Origin of the sequence: Mesorhizobium sp. M0870, assembly GCF_040319775.1 — a bacterium.
In the GTDB taxonomy this organism is placed as follows: domain Bacteria; phylum Pseudomonadota; class Alphaproteobacteria; order Rhizobiales; family Rhizobiaceae; genus Mesorhizobium.
Window position 1 is genome coordinate 80096 of sequence record NZ_JAMYOI010000021.1, and the last position, 13912, is coordinate 94007.

Here is a 13912-nt window from a genome sequence, read left to right on the forward strand (position 1 = left end):
AACACCAATGTTTACCGGAATTGTCACCGATGTCGGCACTGTCGCTTCCGTCGAGCCGCTCAGGGAAGGGGTGGGGCTGCGCATCGACACCGCCTATGATCCGCAGACCATCGCCATCGGCGCCTCGATCTCCTGCGGCGGTGTTTGCCTGACAGTCACTGCCTTGCCCGACAGCGGCTCGAACGCGCGCTGGTTCGAGGTCGAGGCTTGGGAAGAGGCGCTGAGGCTGACGACGGCCTCGGGCTGGAAATCCGGCACCAAGGTCAATCTGGAGCGGGCGCTGAAGATCGGCGACGAACTCGGCGGCCACATCGTTTCGGGCCATGTCGACGGCATGGCCGAAATCGTCGAGCGCAAGGATGAGGGCGACGCCGTGCGCTTCACGCTGGAGGCGCCGCGCGACCTGGCGAAGTTCATCGCGCCCAAGGGCTCCGTCGCGCTCGACGGCACCTCGCTCACCGTCAACAAGGTCGAAGGCACGCGCTTCGACGTGCTTTTGATCCACCATTCGCTGACCGTGACCACCTGGGGCGAGCGCAAGGTCGGCGACCGCGTCAACCTCGAGATCGACACCATGGCCCGCTATGCGGCGCGGCTGGTGGAGGCGACGAAAGAGGGGCTTTGATGACCAAGGACAGGGTGAATTCCACGCAGGAAGACAAGTTGATGCGTGAGGTGCAGGCCGATGTGAACACCGAAGAGCACTCGCAACTCGATCTGTCCGTCAACGACAGCAGAGTCTTCGTTGAAGCCTTGATCAATCCTCGATCGGTGAACGATCGTCTGCGCGATACCGTGCGTGGCTACCGTCACAATACAGGCGTGTGAGCACTGGAAACCAATAAGTTCTGCGGACCTTCGGCAACGTGGACAATCTTCCGCTTGCGATGAACCCGGCTTCGGCCTAAGTCACCGGCAACTCCCCGGAGACTTTTATGGCTGGTACATCCCAACACGGCAAAGCCTTCATTCGTCCGAAGGCGAAGGCGCATCTGCTCATTGTCGAAGCGCGCTTTCACGACGACCTTGCCGACGCGCTGCTCGATGGCGCGACAAGCGCGCTCGATGAAGCGGGCGCGACTTATGATGTCGTCACCGTTCCAGGTTCGCTCGAGATCCCCGCGGTGATTACCTTCGCGTTGGACGGCGCGACGGAAGGCGGCACGAGTTATGACGGCTTTGTCGCGCTCGGCACCGTCGTCCGCGGCGACACCTATCATTTCGACATTGTCGCCAATGAATCCAGCCGCGCGCTCATGGATTTGAGCGTGCAGGACTCGGTCTGCATAGGCAATGGCATCCTCACCACCGAGAACGACGCACAGGCGTGGACGCGGGCCAAGCGCTCGGAGGGTGACAAGGGTGGTTTCGCGGCGCGTGCGGCGCTGACCATGATCGCCCTCAAAGAACAATTGGGAGCGCGATCGTGAGCGAACCCGCTTCGCCCGGCCAGCCTGCGGTGCGCCACGCCAACAAGCGCGGTGCTGCCCGTCTGGCCGCCGTACAGGCGCTCTACCAGATGGATGTGGCCGGTAGCGGCGTCTTCGAGATCACCGCCGAATACGAGGCGTTTCGCCTTGGCAAGGAAGTCGACGGTGCGCTCTACCGCGAGGCCGATGCGCAATGGTTTCGCGCTATTCTGGCGGGCGTCGTCGAGAACCAGAAGACCATCGATCCGATCATCCGCCAGGCGCTGACCGAGGACTGGCCATTGTCGCGGCTCGATTCGACGCTGCGTGCCATTCTGCGTGCCGGCGTCTACGAGTTGACGAAGCGCGAGGATGTCCCCGTCGCGGTCATCGTCTCCGAATATGTCGACATCGCCAAGGCCTTCTACGAGGAGGACGAGCCGAAGCTGGTCAATGCCGTGCTCGACCGTGTGTCACGCCGGGTGCGTGGCGAAGGGCGCGGCAAGGACGCATCATGACGGCCATCGCCTTCGAGGCTGGTCAGGAGGCGCGCCGCACCGCTTTGATCCTCGCCGCCTCGCAGGCGATCATCGGCTCGGCGGCCCCCATCGCCATCTCCGTGGGGGCGCTGGCCGGGCAATATCTGCTTGGTCCCGACAAATCATTGGCGACAGCGCCGATCACCGGCTTCAACATCGGCGTGGCGCTCGGCGCGCTGCCTGCGGCGGCTATCATCCGTAGTATGGGCCAGCGCGGCGGTTTCATGACCGGCACGATCGTCACGGCGCTCGGTGGCCTGATCGCCACGCTAGCGCTTTTTCAAGGCAGCTTCTGGCTGTTTGCCTTTGGCTTGCTCACGATCGGTGTCGGCGGCGCCTTCGTCCAGCAGTTCCGCTTCGCCGCCGCCGACAACGCACCGCCTGAATTCAAGGCGCGCGCCATCTCCTTCGTGCTGGCCGGCGGCATCGTCACCGCCATCCTCGGACCGCAGATCGTCATCTTCACCCGCGAATTGCTTGCGCCGGTCATGTTTGCCGGTTCGTTCGTCTCCATCCTGCCGCTGGCAGCGGTCGGCGCCATCATCCTGTCGTTCCTGCGGCTGCCGACGAAAGCATCCGGCAAGGTGGAGATCGCCGACAGCGACGCCAGGCCGCTGGCTGAAATCGTCACGCAGCCGCGTTTCGTCGCCGCGCTTTTCTGCGCGGTTGGCAGCTATGCGCTGATGAGCTTCGTCATGACGGGCGCACCGCTGGCCATGGTCGGTTGCGGCCTGTCGGAGAACGACGCGACGCTCGGCATCTCCTGGCACGTCATGGCGATGTTCGCGCCAAGCTTCTTCACCGGCTCGCTGATCCATCGCTTTGGCGCCGAACGCATTGTGGCCACCGGCCTGATCCTGCTCATCGGCTGCGCCATTGTCGCTCTGTCGGGCCTGGCGCTGTGGCAGTTCTGGACGTCGCTGATCCTGCTAGGCCTTGGCTGGAACTTCGGCTTCATTGGCGCGACCGCGATGGTGGCCGCCACCTACCGGCCGTCGGAAAAGGGCAAGGTGCAAGGCTTCCACGACTTCGTCCTGTTCGGCTCCGTCGCCTGCGCCTCGCTGATGTCGGGCATGGTCTACAATGCCTGGGGCTGGGAGATGCTGAACTGGATAGTCTTTCCGGTCACCGTCCTGTGCTTCGTGGCGCTCGGCGCGCTCAAGCTGACGAGCTTGCGCAAAGCCGAAGCCTGATCCATCCGCCGTTTCACCTGACACGGCGCTGTCAGCACGATGTCGGTCGAATTTACCGCTCCGTAACAAAAATATTGCGTCTGTACCTATTGTTATGAAACCGTGTGCCCCGACTGGCCGTTGAAGCCATGCTCATATGCGGCACCGCGTTTCGGTTCATAGCAAGGGGTTTCACAATGTTTTCAGTCAAGTTTCTGGCCGGCGCGGCATTGGCGCTCGGCATTACGGTGGCTACCGCCAATGCCCAGGTGGTTGTCTCTTCCAAGATCGACACAGAGGGCGGCGTGCTCGGCAACATCATCCAGCTCGTGCTCAACGCCAACAACATCAAGACATCGGACCGTATCCAGCTCGGTGGCACGCCGGTGGTGCGCAAGGCGATCACCGCCGGCGAGATCGACATCTATCCCGAATATACCGGCAACGCCGCTTTCTTCTTCGAAAAGGCCGACGACCCGGTCTGGAAAGACGCCGCCAAGGCCTATGAAACGGCCAAGAAGCTCGACTACGACGCCAACAAGATCGTCTGGCTGTCGCCGTCGCCCGCAAACAACACCTGGGCGATCGCGCTGCGCAAGGAAGTCGCCGAGACCAACAAACTTGCCACGCTCACCGACTTCGGCAAATATGTCGCGGGCGGCGGTCAGGTGGTGCTGGCGGCTTCCGCCGAGTTCGTCAATTCGGCGGCTGCACTTCCGGCTTTCCAGACCACCTATGGCTTCACGCTGAAGCCGGACCAACTGATCACCCTTTCGGGCGGCGACACGGCGGCAACCATCGCAGCGGCCGCCAACCAGACCAACGGCGCCAATGCAGCCATGGTCTACGGCACCGATGGCGGCATCGCACCGTCCGGCCTCGTCGTGCTCGACGACGACAAGGGCGTGCAGCCGGTCTACCAGCCGGCGCCGATCATCCGCGAAGCGGTGCTGAAGGAACATCCCGAGATCGAGACGCTGCTGAAGCCGGTCTTCGCCAAGCTCGACCTCGTCACGCTGCAGGAGCTGAACGGTCGCGTGCAGGTCGGCGGCGAGCCGGTCAAGGGCGTCGCCGAGGACTTTTTGAAGAAGAACGGGTTTTTGAAGTAGTCAGTGACACCGGTGCAAGGCACCCCCCTCTGGAAGCTGCTGATCTCCCCCCTTGCGGGGGAGATGTCCGGCAGGACAGAGGGGGGTGCTGTCCCGCCGACCTCCCAACCCGTCAAAGGTGCGTGCCTCGACAGGGTTGCTTCTGAACAAGCCGACACCCGAAAGTTGGCGATCCTTCACACCCCCCTCTGGCCTGCCGGCCATCTCCCCCGCAAGGGGGGAGATCGGATATCGCGTCGGTTTTCGCCAATCCCCAAAGAAAGCTGCGCGATGTGGCAAATCGCCCCTCATGAGGGGCAACCATGACTCCCCGCTTCGACAAGCTCGGCGTGGTCATCGCCGCGATATCAGCCTACGCGGCTTTTGCCGCGCCCTTTGCCACGTTCCGTGCCAACCGCATCGTCCCCGGCCAGGCGCGCTCGATTCTCGAGGCGCTGCCGGTGACGACCGGGACGTTGCTGCTCGCCATCATCGTTGTCGCCGCGCTCATCGCGCTGTTCAAGACACCGCTTGCGCTGCGCCTTGCCGCCAGCGTGATGGCGCTTGCCGCGCTCGCGCTGCTGATCGGTGTCGCCGGAACATTTCTCACGCCGGCGGGCAACACCTTCGCCAGAGTTTCGCCAGCCTCCGGTTTCTGGATTCTGATCTTTGCCTTCATGCTTTTGCTCGCCGACGTGCTGACAAGGCTGAACCTGTCGCCATTGGCGCGGGTTGGCGTGCTTGTGGTCGCGGCTTTGGCGATCGGGCTGCTGTTGATTTCGGGAAGCTGGGACAATCTGTCGATCCAGAAGGAATATTTCAACCGCGCCGACAGTTTCTGGGCGGAGGGCTCCAAGCATGTGACGCTGGCGCTCGGTTCGCTGGCCGCCGCGGTGATCGTCGGCTTACCACTCGGCATTCTCTGCCATCGTGTCGAAAGTCTGCGCGCCGGCGTCCTCAACGTGCTCAACATCATCCAGACCATTCCCTCGATCGCGCTGTTCGGCCTTTTGATCGCGCCGCTCGGCTGGGTTGCCACGCATGTGCCGGGAGCTGCCGCGCTCGGCATTCGCGGCATCGGCACCGCACCGGCTTTTGTGGCGCTGTTCCTTTACTCGCTGCTGCCGGTGGTGGCCAACACGGTGGTCGGTCTCGCCGGCGTGCCGCGCGCGGCCAACGACGCGGCGCGCGGCATGGGCATGACCGACAGGCAGCGCCTGTTCGGGGTCGAGTTTCCGCTGGCTTTTCCTGTCATCCTCACCGGCATCCGCATCGTTTTGGTGCAGAACATCGGCCTCGCCACCATTGCCGCGCTGATCGGCGGCGGCGGTTTCGGCCTGTTCGTCTTCCAGGGTGTGGGTCAGACGGCAATGGACCTTGTGCTGCTCGGCGCCGTGCCGACGGTCGCGCTCGCCTTTGCCGCCGCCATCATCCTCGATGCGGTGATCGAAATGACCGCCACCAAGCGCAGGGTTGAAACGGCATGATCGAGATCGAAGGCATCACCAAGCGCTATGACGCGACGACCGTGGTCGATGACGTGTCGATGGTCATCGAGCCGCGCACCATCGCCGTCATTGTCGGCACGTCCGGTTCCGGCAAGACGACGCTGCTGCGCATGATCAACCGGCTGGTCGAGCCGACCTCGGGCATCATCAAGCTCGACGGCGCCGACAATCGTTCGCTGCCCGGCTACGAGTTGCGCCGGAGCATCGGCTACGCCATCCAGGGCCACGGCCTGTTTCCGCATCGCACGGTGGCACAGAACATTGCCACCGTGCCGGTGCTGCTTGGCTGGGACAAGGACCGTATCAAGGCCCGGGTCGACGAGCTGATGACGCTCTATCAGCTCGATCCCGAAGCCTTCGGGCCGCGCTATCCGCACGAACTGTCCGGCGGCCAGCAGCAGCGCGTCGGCGTTGCCCGCGCACTCGCCGCCGAGCCCAACGTGCTGTTGATGGACGAACCGTTCGGCGCCCTCGACCCGATCATCCGCACCAAGGCGCAGGAGGATCTGCTGGCGATCCAGAAGCGCTTCGGCACCACCATCATCCTCGTCACCCACGACATGGAAGAGGCCGTGCATATGGGCGACAAGATCGCGGTCATGGATGCCGGCAAGCTGGTGCAATACGCCAAGCCCGCCGAGATCCTGGCAAAGCCGGCAAGCGCCTTCGTCGAGACCCTGGTTGGCGCCAGCGAGCGGCCATTCCGGTTGCTGTCGCTAGGCCGGGTCCGCGATGCCGTGGAGAAGGGCTCCGCCGAAGGCGAGGCGATCCCCGGCGATGCCAGCCAGCGCGACGCGCTGGCCGAATTGTTGTGGTCGGGTCGGCCGGCGCTGCCGGTCACAGGCACCGACGGCAAGCCGCTTGGCCGCGTGACCGTCGACGGGCTGGTGAAGCGCGCGGCGAGGCCGGCATGAAGGCCTGGCTTCCATCGCTGCTCAGGCTAGCCTTGGTGGTGCTGCTCGTTGCCTTCGTCACCAATCCGGGCTGGTTCGAGCCGCTGCTGAAGCCGCTGACCGAAAACAATGCGCCGGTGATCTACAACCAGGGCAGTCTGCTGACGCTGACCTTGCTGCATTTACGCACGGTTCTGATCGCCACCGTGGCCGCAACCATCGTCGCGGTGGCGCTTGCCATCCTGGTCACCAGGCCGGCCGGCGCCGAATTCCTGCCGCTATCGCGCAGCCTGGTCAACATCGGTCAAACCTTTCCGCCGGTGGCGGTGCTGGCACTCGCCGTGCCGGCGGTCGGCTTCGGCGAGAAGCCGACGCTGATCGCCCTGTTTCTCTACGGCCTGCTGCCGATCTTCGAAAATGCGCTGACCGGCCTGACGACGCTGCCGGCCAATGTCGTCGAGGCGGCGCGCGGCGCCGGCATGACCGGTTGGCAAAGGCTCACCAAGGTCGAGCTGCCGCTCAGCGCCCCGATCATTCTCGGCGGCATCAGGCTGTCGGTGGTGATCAGTCTTGCCACCGCGACCATCGGTTCGACCGTGGCAGCCAAAACGCTGGGCGAAGTGATCATCGCCGGGCTGTTGTCCAACAATCTCGCCTTCGTCCTGCAGGGCGGCCTGATCGTGGCAGCCCTTGCCGTGCTGATCTATGACGGTCTATCGGCGATCGAGCGCTACACGGCGCGCCGCATGGGCCGGGAGACCGAGTAGCCGCGTCTTGCGTCAAGGCCAATTTCAATCGATCTAATAGGAGAGTGCTAACGGCAGCCGCCGCTTGGCCCCAACCATTTAGGCGAAAGCCGGGCAAAAACCGAACAATATCTTGACGTTCGCAGCCCTGTTTCGCATACACCGCTGCGAAGAGGCGGATTCCGTGCACGGAATCCGGTCTTTGTCTCAACGGCCCAGGGAGGGGTTCTTTTGGGCCATCAATCGAGGAAAATCCGGCAATGACAATTATTTCCGCCGTCATCGCCTGCGGCCTGCTTTCAATCCTTTACGCCATCTGGGCGACACGTTCGGTCCTTGCGGCCGATCAGGGCAATGCACGCATGCAGGAAATCTCCGCGGCTATCCGCGAGGGCGCACAGGCCTATCTGGCGCGTCAGTACACCACCATCGCCATCGTTGGCGTCGTCGTCCTCGTGCTCGCCTGGTGGCTGCTGTCCATCACCGCCGCGATCGGCTTCCTGATCGGTGCAGTGCTTTCAGGCGCCGCCGGCTTCATCGGCATGCATGTCTCCGTTCGCGCGAATGTTCGTACGGCGCAGGCCGCATCGAACAGCCTCGCTGCCGGCCTCGACATCGCGTTCAAATCGGGCGCCATCACCGGCATGCTGGTTGCTGGCCTGGCCTTGCTCGGCGTTTCGATCTACTACCTCATCCTGACCCACTTCATGGGCCTCCAGCCCAATGATCGCATCGTCATCGACTCGCTGGTCTCGCTCGGCTTCGGCGCATCGCTGATCTCGATCTTCGCCCGTCTCGGCGGCGGCATCTTCACCAAGGGCGCCGACGTCGGCGGCGATCTCGTCGGCAAGGTCGAAGCCGGTATTCCCGAAGACGATCCGCGCAACCCGGCCACCATCGCCGACAATGTCGGCGACAATGTCGGCGACTGCGCCGGCATGGCCGCTGACCTGTTCGAAACCTATGCGGTGACCGTTGTCGCCACCATGGTTCTGGCTGCCATCTTCTTTGGCGGTACCGCCGTTCTGGGTGCAGCCATGCTTTATCCGCTCGCTATCTGCGGCGCCTGCATCCTGACCTCGATCGTCGGCACCTTCTTCGTCAAGCTCGGTTCCAACGGCTCGATCATGGGCGCACTCTACAAGGGCCTGATCGTCACCGGCCTGCTGTCCATCGTCGGCCTCGGCGTCGCCACCCATGTCACCCTCGGCTGGGGCGAGATCGGCACCGTCGCCGGCATGGTCATCACCGGCAAGAACCTGTTCATATGCGGCCTGGTCGGCCTCGTGGTGACCGGTCTCATCGTGGTCATTACCGAATACTACACCGGCACCAACAAGCGCCCGGTCAACTCTATCGCCCAGGCGTCGGTCACCGGTCACGGCACCAACGTCATCCAGGGCCTTGCGGTCTCGCTGGAATCGACGGCGCTGCCGGCGATCGTCATTGTCGGCGGCATCATCTCGACCTATCAGCTTGCCGGCCTCTTCGGTACGGCGATCGCCGTCACGACGATGCTCGGTCTTGCCGGTATGATCGTTGCGCTCGATGCCTTCGGCCCGGTCACCGACAATGCCGGCGGCATTGCCGAAATGGCCGGCCTGCCCAAGGAAGTGCGCCAGTCCACCGACGCGCTCGACGCGGTCGGCAACACCACCAAGGCGGTGACCAAGGGTTACGCCATCGGTTCGGCCGGTCTCGGCGCACTGGTGCTGTTTGCCGCCTACTCTAACGACCTGAAGTTCTTTGCCGCCAATGGCGACAAATATCCCTACTTCCAGGGCATGGGCGAGATCTCCTTCGATCTCTCCAACCCATACGTCGTCGCTGGCCTGATCTTCGGCGGTCTGATCCCGTATCTGTTCGGCGGCATCGCCATGACGGCCGTCGGCCGCGCGGCGGGCGCCATCGTCGAGGAAGTGCGCAAGCAGTTCCGCGAGGATCCGGGCATCATGGCTGGCACCTCGAAGCCGAACTACGCACGCGCGGTCGACCTGCTGACCAAGGCGGCAATCAGGGAAATGATCATCCCGTCGCTGCTGCCGGTGCTGGCGCCGCTCGTCGTCTATTTCGGCGTGCTGCTGATCTCGGGCTCGAAGGCGTCCGCCTTTGCCGCCCTTGGTGCCTCGCTGCTCGGCGTCATCGTCAACGGCCTGTTCGTCGCCATCTCGATGACCTCTGGCGGCGGTGCCTGGGACAACGCCAAGAAGTCCTTCGAAGACGGCTTTGTCGACAAGGACGGCGTCAAGCATCTCAAGGGTTCCGAGGCGCACAAGGCTTCGGTGACCGGCGACACGGTCGGCGATCCCTACAAGGACACCGCTGGCCCGGCCGTCAACCCGGCGATCAAGATCACCAACATCGTCGCGCTCTTGCTGCTGGCCGTGCTCGCGCACGGCTGATCAAAAGCATCCACTCGAAAACAGAACCCGCGGGAGCGATCCCGCGGGTTTTTTGTTGAAGCGATGACAACGTCGACCCTTCAGCGCTTCGCTTCGCCTGGGTCCTCCAGTGCGTGGTGTGCAAGCATCTCATCCAGGCTCGGCTCGCGTTTCCTTGGCCACGGCCACACCGGTGACCGATCCCCATAACAAAAACCCGCAGGATCGCTCCCGCGGGTTTTTGGTCGCCTGAGATGATGAGGCTTCCGGAATGAAAGCCGAAAGGAATTAGACGCCGCCGCCCGGAATGCTGGGTGCCAGCTTGCTGGCACCGTTGATGATCTGGCTGAGGAAGTTCTGGTCCTTGCCGCCGGTCGGTGTGGTGCGCGAGATGAAGTCGAACATCTTGCCGTCCTTCATCCCGTAATTGGCGATCTGGGTGACGCGGCCATCGGCGCCGAAATAGACCGCCAGCACATGCTGGTCAATCAGCCGTGGCTTGTCGAAGGCGACGTAGCGCTTGCGCGTCTGCGAAATGTAATAGAAGGCCTCGTTGTCGAAGGTCGCGGTCGTCGACGGCGTGCCGAGCGCCAGAAGCACCTGCTCGCGGCTCGAACCGACCGGCACCAGGTCGATTGCCTGCTGGTCTATGACGTAACCTTGCGTCAGCGTCTCACTTGGGCTGAGGTCGCCGATCATCTTGGAGGTGTGGCAGGCGGACAGTGCCGAAACGATCATCAGCAGCGAGATCGCGCCGGCGGGCCTGGACGAGAAGGTCGACTTGAAATTCAGCGCGCGCAACAACAACTCCATTAGCTGGCCGCAACTTGCGCTGGGCCGCGAAACCGGTAAACCAGCTTGCTTGCCGATGCAACAAGCCCACTTCAACAAACGGTCCCCAGGAGACCATCCCCAATGTTCCAGCGCTTTTTTGGCCGCGAACGCTACGCCAACCGCGCTATCACCGAGGCGCTTTACGCACAAATCGTGGCGGCGGCGCGGCAGACCGTGTTTTATTCCCACTGGAATGTGCCAGACACGCCGCTTGGCCGTTTCGAGATGCTGTCGCTGCACATGTTCCTGTTCCAGCACAGGTTGCGCGGGGAGGGCGGTGCGGCGCAAGAGGTCGCCCAGGTGCTGATCGACGAGTTCTTCCTCGACGTCGACCATTCGTTGCGGGAATTGGGCATTGGCGACGTGGGCGTGCCCAAACGCATGAAAAAGCTGGCAAAGATGTTTTATGGCCGAACCGCTGCCTATGACGATGCCCTGAAAAGAAACGACCATGAAGGGCTGACCGCGGCTCTTGCCCGCAATGTCCGGCCCGACGCGGGCGCCTGGCTGGAAGCATCGCTGCTGGCCAACTATGTTACCGACGCGCGCAGTCATCTGGCCGCGCAGACATCCGAATCGATTGTCTCCGGCACGCTGACCTTTCCCGCCGCCAAGGAGGTTGAACAATGAAGCATGTTGACCCGCAAAGCCCGGTCTCCTTCCGGGCAAACGTTACGCGCCTGCCGCAGAAGGGCCTGCCGCTGGTTATCGAGGCCGATGCCGCGCAGCGTGCGGCACTGGCCGAGGAGCACGGGCTGATTTCGGTCGAATCCTATCGCGCCGAGCTTCTGGTCGCGTCGTGGAAGCGCAATGGCGTGAAGATAAGCGGTCGCGTCGAAGCCGACATCACCCAGGCCTGCATCGTCACGCTCGAGCCTGTCGAGGCGCATATCGACGAACCGGTCGAAGCGCTGCTGCTGCCCGAGGATTCCAAGCTTGGACGGCAGGGTTTCGATGGTGGCGGCGAGATCCTGCTCGACGCGGAAGGCCCTGACAGTCCAGAGACATTTTCCGGTGACACGATCGATGTCGGGGCAATCGCCGAACAGTATTTCGGGCTCGCCATCGACCCCTATCCGCGCAAGCAGGGCGCATCGCTCAACACCGGCAGCGAGAACGAACCGGCGGAGAATGAATTTCAGCAAAAACTGCGATCCTTGCTGGGAAAATCCTGAAAAGCTCGCCCGCGACGGAAAAGTCGGTTGTGCGGCAGCCCAAAACCGTTATTTTCGCCGAACCTTCGCGGTCGCTAAAGCGACCTGCCGCCTAACCGTGAGATAAATACCGCGTGATCAGGATTTCCATCGATGCCATGGGCGGCGATCACGGACCAGCCGTGGTCATTCCAGCGCTCATGACGGTCGCGACCCGTCGTCCCGACATCCGCTTCGTCATCTTCGGGCGTGAGGAGGTCGTGCGCCCGGAGCTTGCCAAATTTCCCAAGCTCGCCGAGATCAGTGAATTCTTCCATTGCGAAATTGCGGTCAGGATGGACGACAAGCCGAGCCAGGCGCTGCGCCACGGCCGCTGGAAGTCATCAATGTGGAAGGCCGTCGAAGCGGTCAAGGCCGGCACGGCCGACGCCTGCATTTCCGCCGGCAACACCGGCGCGCTGATGGCGATGTCGAAATTTTGCCTGCGCACCATGGCCACCATCGATCGCCCGGCGATCGCAGCCCTTTGGCCGACATTGCGCGGCGAAAGCGTGGTGCTGGACGTCGGCGCGACCATTGGGGCCGATGCGCAACAGCTCATTGATTTTGCCATTCTCGGCACCGGCATGGCGCGCTCGGTCTTCGGCATAGCCCGGCCCAGCGTCGGCCTGCTCAATGTCGGCGTCGAGGAGATCAAGGGCCAGGAAGAGGTCAAGGAGGCCGGGCGCATGCTGCGCGAAGCCAACATGGCCTCGATGAACTATCACGGTTTCGTCGAGGGTGACGATATCGGCAAGGGCGTGGTCGACGTCGTCGTCACCGAAGGCTTTGCCGGCAACATCGCGCTGAAGACGGCGGAAGGCACGGTGCGCCAGATCGGTGGCTATCTGCGCGCCGCGATGAGCCGGACTCTGATGGCCAGGATCGGCTATATCTTCGCCAAGGGCGCCTTCGATCGCCTGCGCGAAAAGATGGATGTCGGCCGCTCCAATGGCGGCGTTTTCCTGGGGCTGAGCGGCATCGTCGTCAAAAGCCATGGCGGTGCTGATTCTGACGGGTTCGCCGCCGCGATCGAACTCGGCTATGACATGGTCCGCAACAACCTACTCGACCGCATCGAGGCCGATCTGGACCTGTTTCATGCGCGCAACCCGCGTGCCCTGTCAGCTAGGAAATCCGACGTCGTCACCGACGCAAAGGAATAGGAAAGAACTTTGATCAGATCAGTCGTGCGCGGCACGGGCGCCGCGCTGCCCCGCCGAATCATGAAGAATGCCGATTTCGAAGGCATGGTCGAGACCTCTGACGAGTGGATCGCCCAGCGTACCGGTATTCGCCAGCGACATATCGCTGGTGACGACGAGACCACGGCTTCGCTCGGGGAAGCAGCGGCACGTGCCGCACTTGCCAATGCGGGCCTCACGCCCGCCGACATCGATCTGATCGTGCTGGCGACCTCGACGCCAAACAACACATTCCCGGCCACCGCCGTCGAGATCCAGAACCGGCTCGGCATGCATCACGGCTTTGCCTTCGACCTGCAGGCGGTCTGTTCGGGCTTCGTCTATGCCGTGACCACCGCCGATCTCTACATCCGCGGCGGCCTGGCCAAGCGTGTCCTGGTGATCGGTTCGGAAACATTCTCGCGCATCCTCGACTGGAGCGACCGCTCGACCTGTGTGCTGTTCGGCGACGGCGCCGGCGCCATGATTCTGGAAGCAGGCGAGGGGGCGGGCACGATCGCCGACCATGGCGTTCTGGCGGCCAGCCTGCGCTCCGATGGCACGCACAAGGACAAGCTTTTCGTCGACGGCGGGCCGTCGACCACGGGTACGGTTGGCCATCTCCGGATGGAGGGTCGCGAAGTCTTCAAGCATGCGGTCGGCATGATCACCGACGTCATCGAGGCGACGTTCGCGCAAGCCGGTATCTCGGCCGATGATCTCGACTGGTTCGTGCCCCACCAGGCCAATAAACGAATTATTGACGCTTCCGCCAAGAAGCTCGGGATAGCTGAGCAAAAGGTGGTGGTTACGGTCGATTTGCACGGTAACACCTCGGCTGCTTCCGTGCCGTTGGCGCTGTCGGTGGCCGTCGCCGACGGCCGCATCAAGAAGGGCGATCTCGTCCTCCTGGAAGCGATGGGTGGCGGCTTCACCTGGGGCGCTGTCCTGGTTCGCTGGTAAGT

General features: G+C 63.2%; 15 protein-coding genes. 14 read left to right on the forward strand and 1 reads right to left on the reverse strand.

Annotated elements, in window-relative coordinates; all coding sequences use genetic code 11:
• Positions 1-7: 7 nt before the first annotated feature.
• The 10 genes from NKH97_RS23225 to NKH97_RS23270 all read left to right on the forward strand — a co-directional run bounded on the left by NKH97_RS23225 (position 8) and on the right by NKH97_RS23270 (position 9757).
• Positions 8-625, forward strand: a complete 618-nt coding sequence (locus tag NKH97_RS23225; protein ID WP_023810229.1) for a riboflavin synthase — start codon at positions 8-10, stop codon at positions 623-625.
• The gene (locus NKH97_RS23230) at positions 625-828 is read left to right on the forward strand and encodes a type II toxin -antitoxin system TacA 1-like antitoxin (RefSeq protein ID WP_023810230.1); all 204 of its coding nucleotides are present in this window, start codon (positions 625-627) and stop codon (positions 826-828) included. The genes NKH97_RS23225 and NKH97_RS23230 overlap by 1 nt, the downstream gene beginning before the upstream one ends.
• A 107-nt stretch (positions 829-935) precedes the next feature.
• The gene (gene ribH / locus NKH97_RS23235) at positions 936-1430 is read left to right on the forward strand and encodes a 6,7-dimethyl-8-ribityllumazine synthase (RefSeq protein WP_128305717.1); all 495 of its coding nucleotides are present in this window, start codon (positions 936-938) and stop codon (positions 1428-1430) included.
• The gene (gene nusB, locus NKH97_RS23240) at positions 1427-1927 is read left to right on the forward strand and encodes a transcription antitermination factor NusB (RefSeq protein ID WP_352798867.1); all 501 of its coding nucleotides are present in this window, start codon (positions 1427-1429) and stop codon (positions 1925-1927) included. Before ribH ends, nusB begins: the two co-directional genes overlap by 4 nt.
• Positions 1924-3141: an MFS transporter gene (locus NKH97_RS23245; RefSeq protein WP_128305718.1), complete on the forward strand. Its 1218-nt coding sequence runs from the start codon at positions 1924-1926 to the stop codon at positions 3139-3141. The genes nusB and NKH97_RS23245 overlap by 4 nt, the downstream gene beginning before the upstream one ends.
• Positions 3142-3317: 176 nt before the next feature.
• Positions 3318-4229 (forward strand): glycine betaine ABC transporter substrate-binding protein OsmF, encoded by a 912-nt coding sequence (gene osmF / locus NKH97_RS23250; RefSeq protein WP_128305719.1) that lies wholly within the window; start codon positions 3318-3320, stop codon positions 4227-4229.
• 302 nt (positions 4230-4531) lie between these two features.
• Positions 4532-5695 carry an ABC transporter permease gene (locus tag NKH97_RS23255; protein WP_352798869.1) on the forward strand — a complete coding sequence of 388 codons (1164 nt, stop codon included), beginning with the start codon at positions 4532-4534 and terminating at the stop codon, positions 5693-5695.
• A complete protein-coding gene (locus NKH97_RS23260) occupies positions 5692-6630 on the forward strand; it encodes an ABC transporter ATP-binding protein (protein ID WP_127288814.1) in 939 nt (312 codons plus the stop codon). Before NKH97_RS23255 ends, NKH97_RS23260 begins: the two co-directional genes overlap by 4 nt.
• Complete coding sequence (locus NKH97_RS23265) at positions 6627-7376, forward strand: ABC transporter permease (protein ID WP_128305720.1); 750 nt, start codon at positions 6627-6629, stop codon at positions 7374-7376. The genes NKH97_RS23260 and NKH97_RS23265 overlap by 4 nt, the downstream gene beginning before the upstream one ends.
• Before the next feature lie 239 nt (positions 7377-7615).
• Positions 7616-9757 (forward strand): sodium-translocating pyrophosphatase, encoded by a 2142-nt coding sequence (locus tag NKH97_RS23270; protein WP_128305721.1) that lies wholly within the window; start codon positions 7616-7618, stop codon positions 9755-9757.
• 267 nt (positions 9758-10024) lie between these two features.
• On the opposite strand, the gene NKH97_RS23275 is transcribed toward NKH97_RS23270, so the two are convergent.
• Positions 10025-10537 carry an outer membrane protein assembly factor BamE gene (locus NKH97_RS23275; protein ID WP_023810238.1) on the reverse strand — a complete coding sequence of 171 codons (513 nt, stop codon included), beginning with the start codon at positions 10535-10537 and terminating at the stop codon, positions 10025-10027.
• Between the two features lie 114 nt (positions 10538-10651).
• On the opposite strand from NKH97_RS23275, the gene NKH97_RS23280 reads away from it, so the two are divergent.
• The 4 genes from NKH97_RS23280 (at position 10652) to NKH97_RS23295 (ending at position 13910) form a co-directional block, all read left to right on the forward strand.
• On the forward strand, positions 10652-11200 hold the full coding sequence (locus NKH97_RS23280; RefSeq protein WP_023810239.1) for a ubiquinol-cytochrome C chaperone family protein: 549 nt from the start codon (positions 10652-10654) through the stop codon (positions 11198-11200).
• Positions 11197-11745, forward strand: a complete 549-nt coding sequence (locus NKH97_RS23285) for a YceD family protein (RefSeq protein WP_023810240.1) — start codon at positions 11197-11199, stop codon at positions 11743-11745. Before NKH97_RS23280 ends, NKH97_RS23285 begins: the two co-directional genes overlap by 4 nt.
• 113 nt (positions 11746-11858) lie before the next feature.
• Positions 11859-12929: a phosphate acyltransferase PlsX gene (plsX, locus tag NKH97_RS23290; RefSeq protein ID WP_023810241.1), complete on the forward strand. Its 1071-nt coding sequence runs from the start codon at positions 11859-11861 to the stop codon at positions 12927-12929.
• A 9-nt stretch (positions 12930-12938) separates the two neighbouring features.
• Complete coding sequence (locus NKH97_RS23295) at positions 12939-13910, forward strand: beta-ketoacyl-ACP synthase III (RefSeq protein WP_023810242.1); 972 nt, start codon at positions 12939-12941, stop codon at positions 13908-13910.
• Positions 13911-13912: the final 2 nt, after the last annotated feature.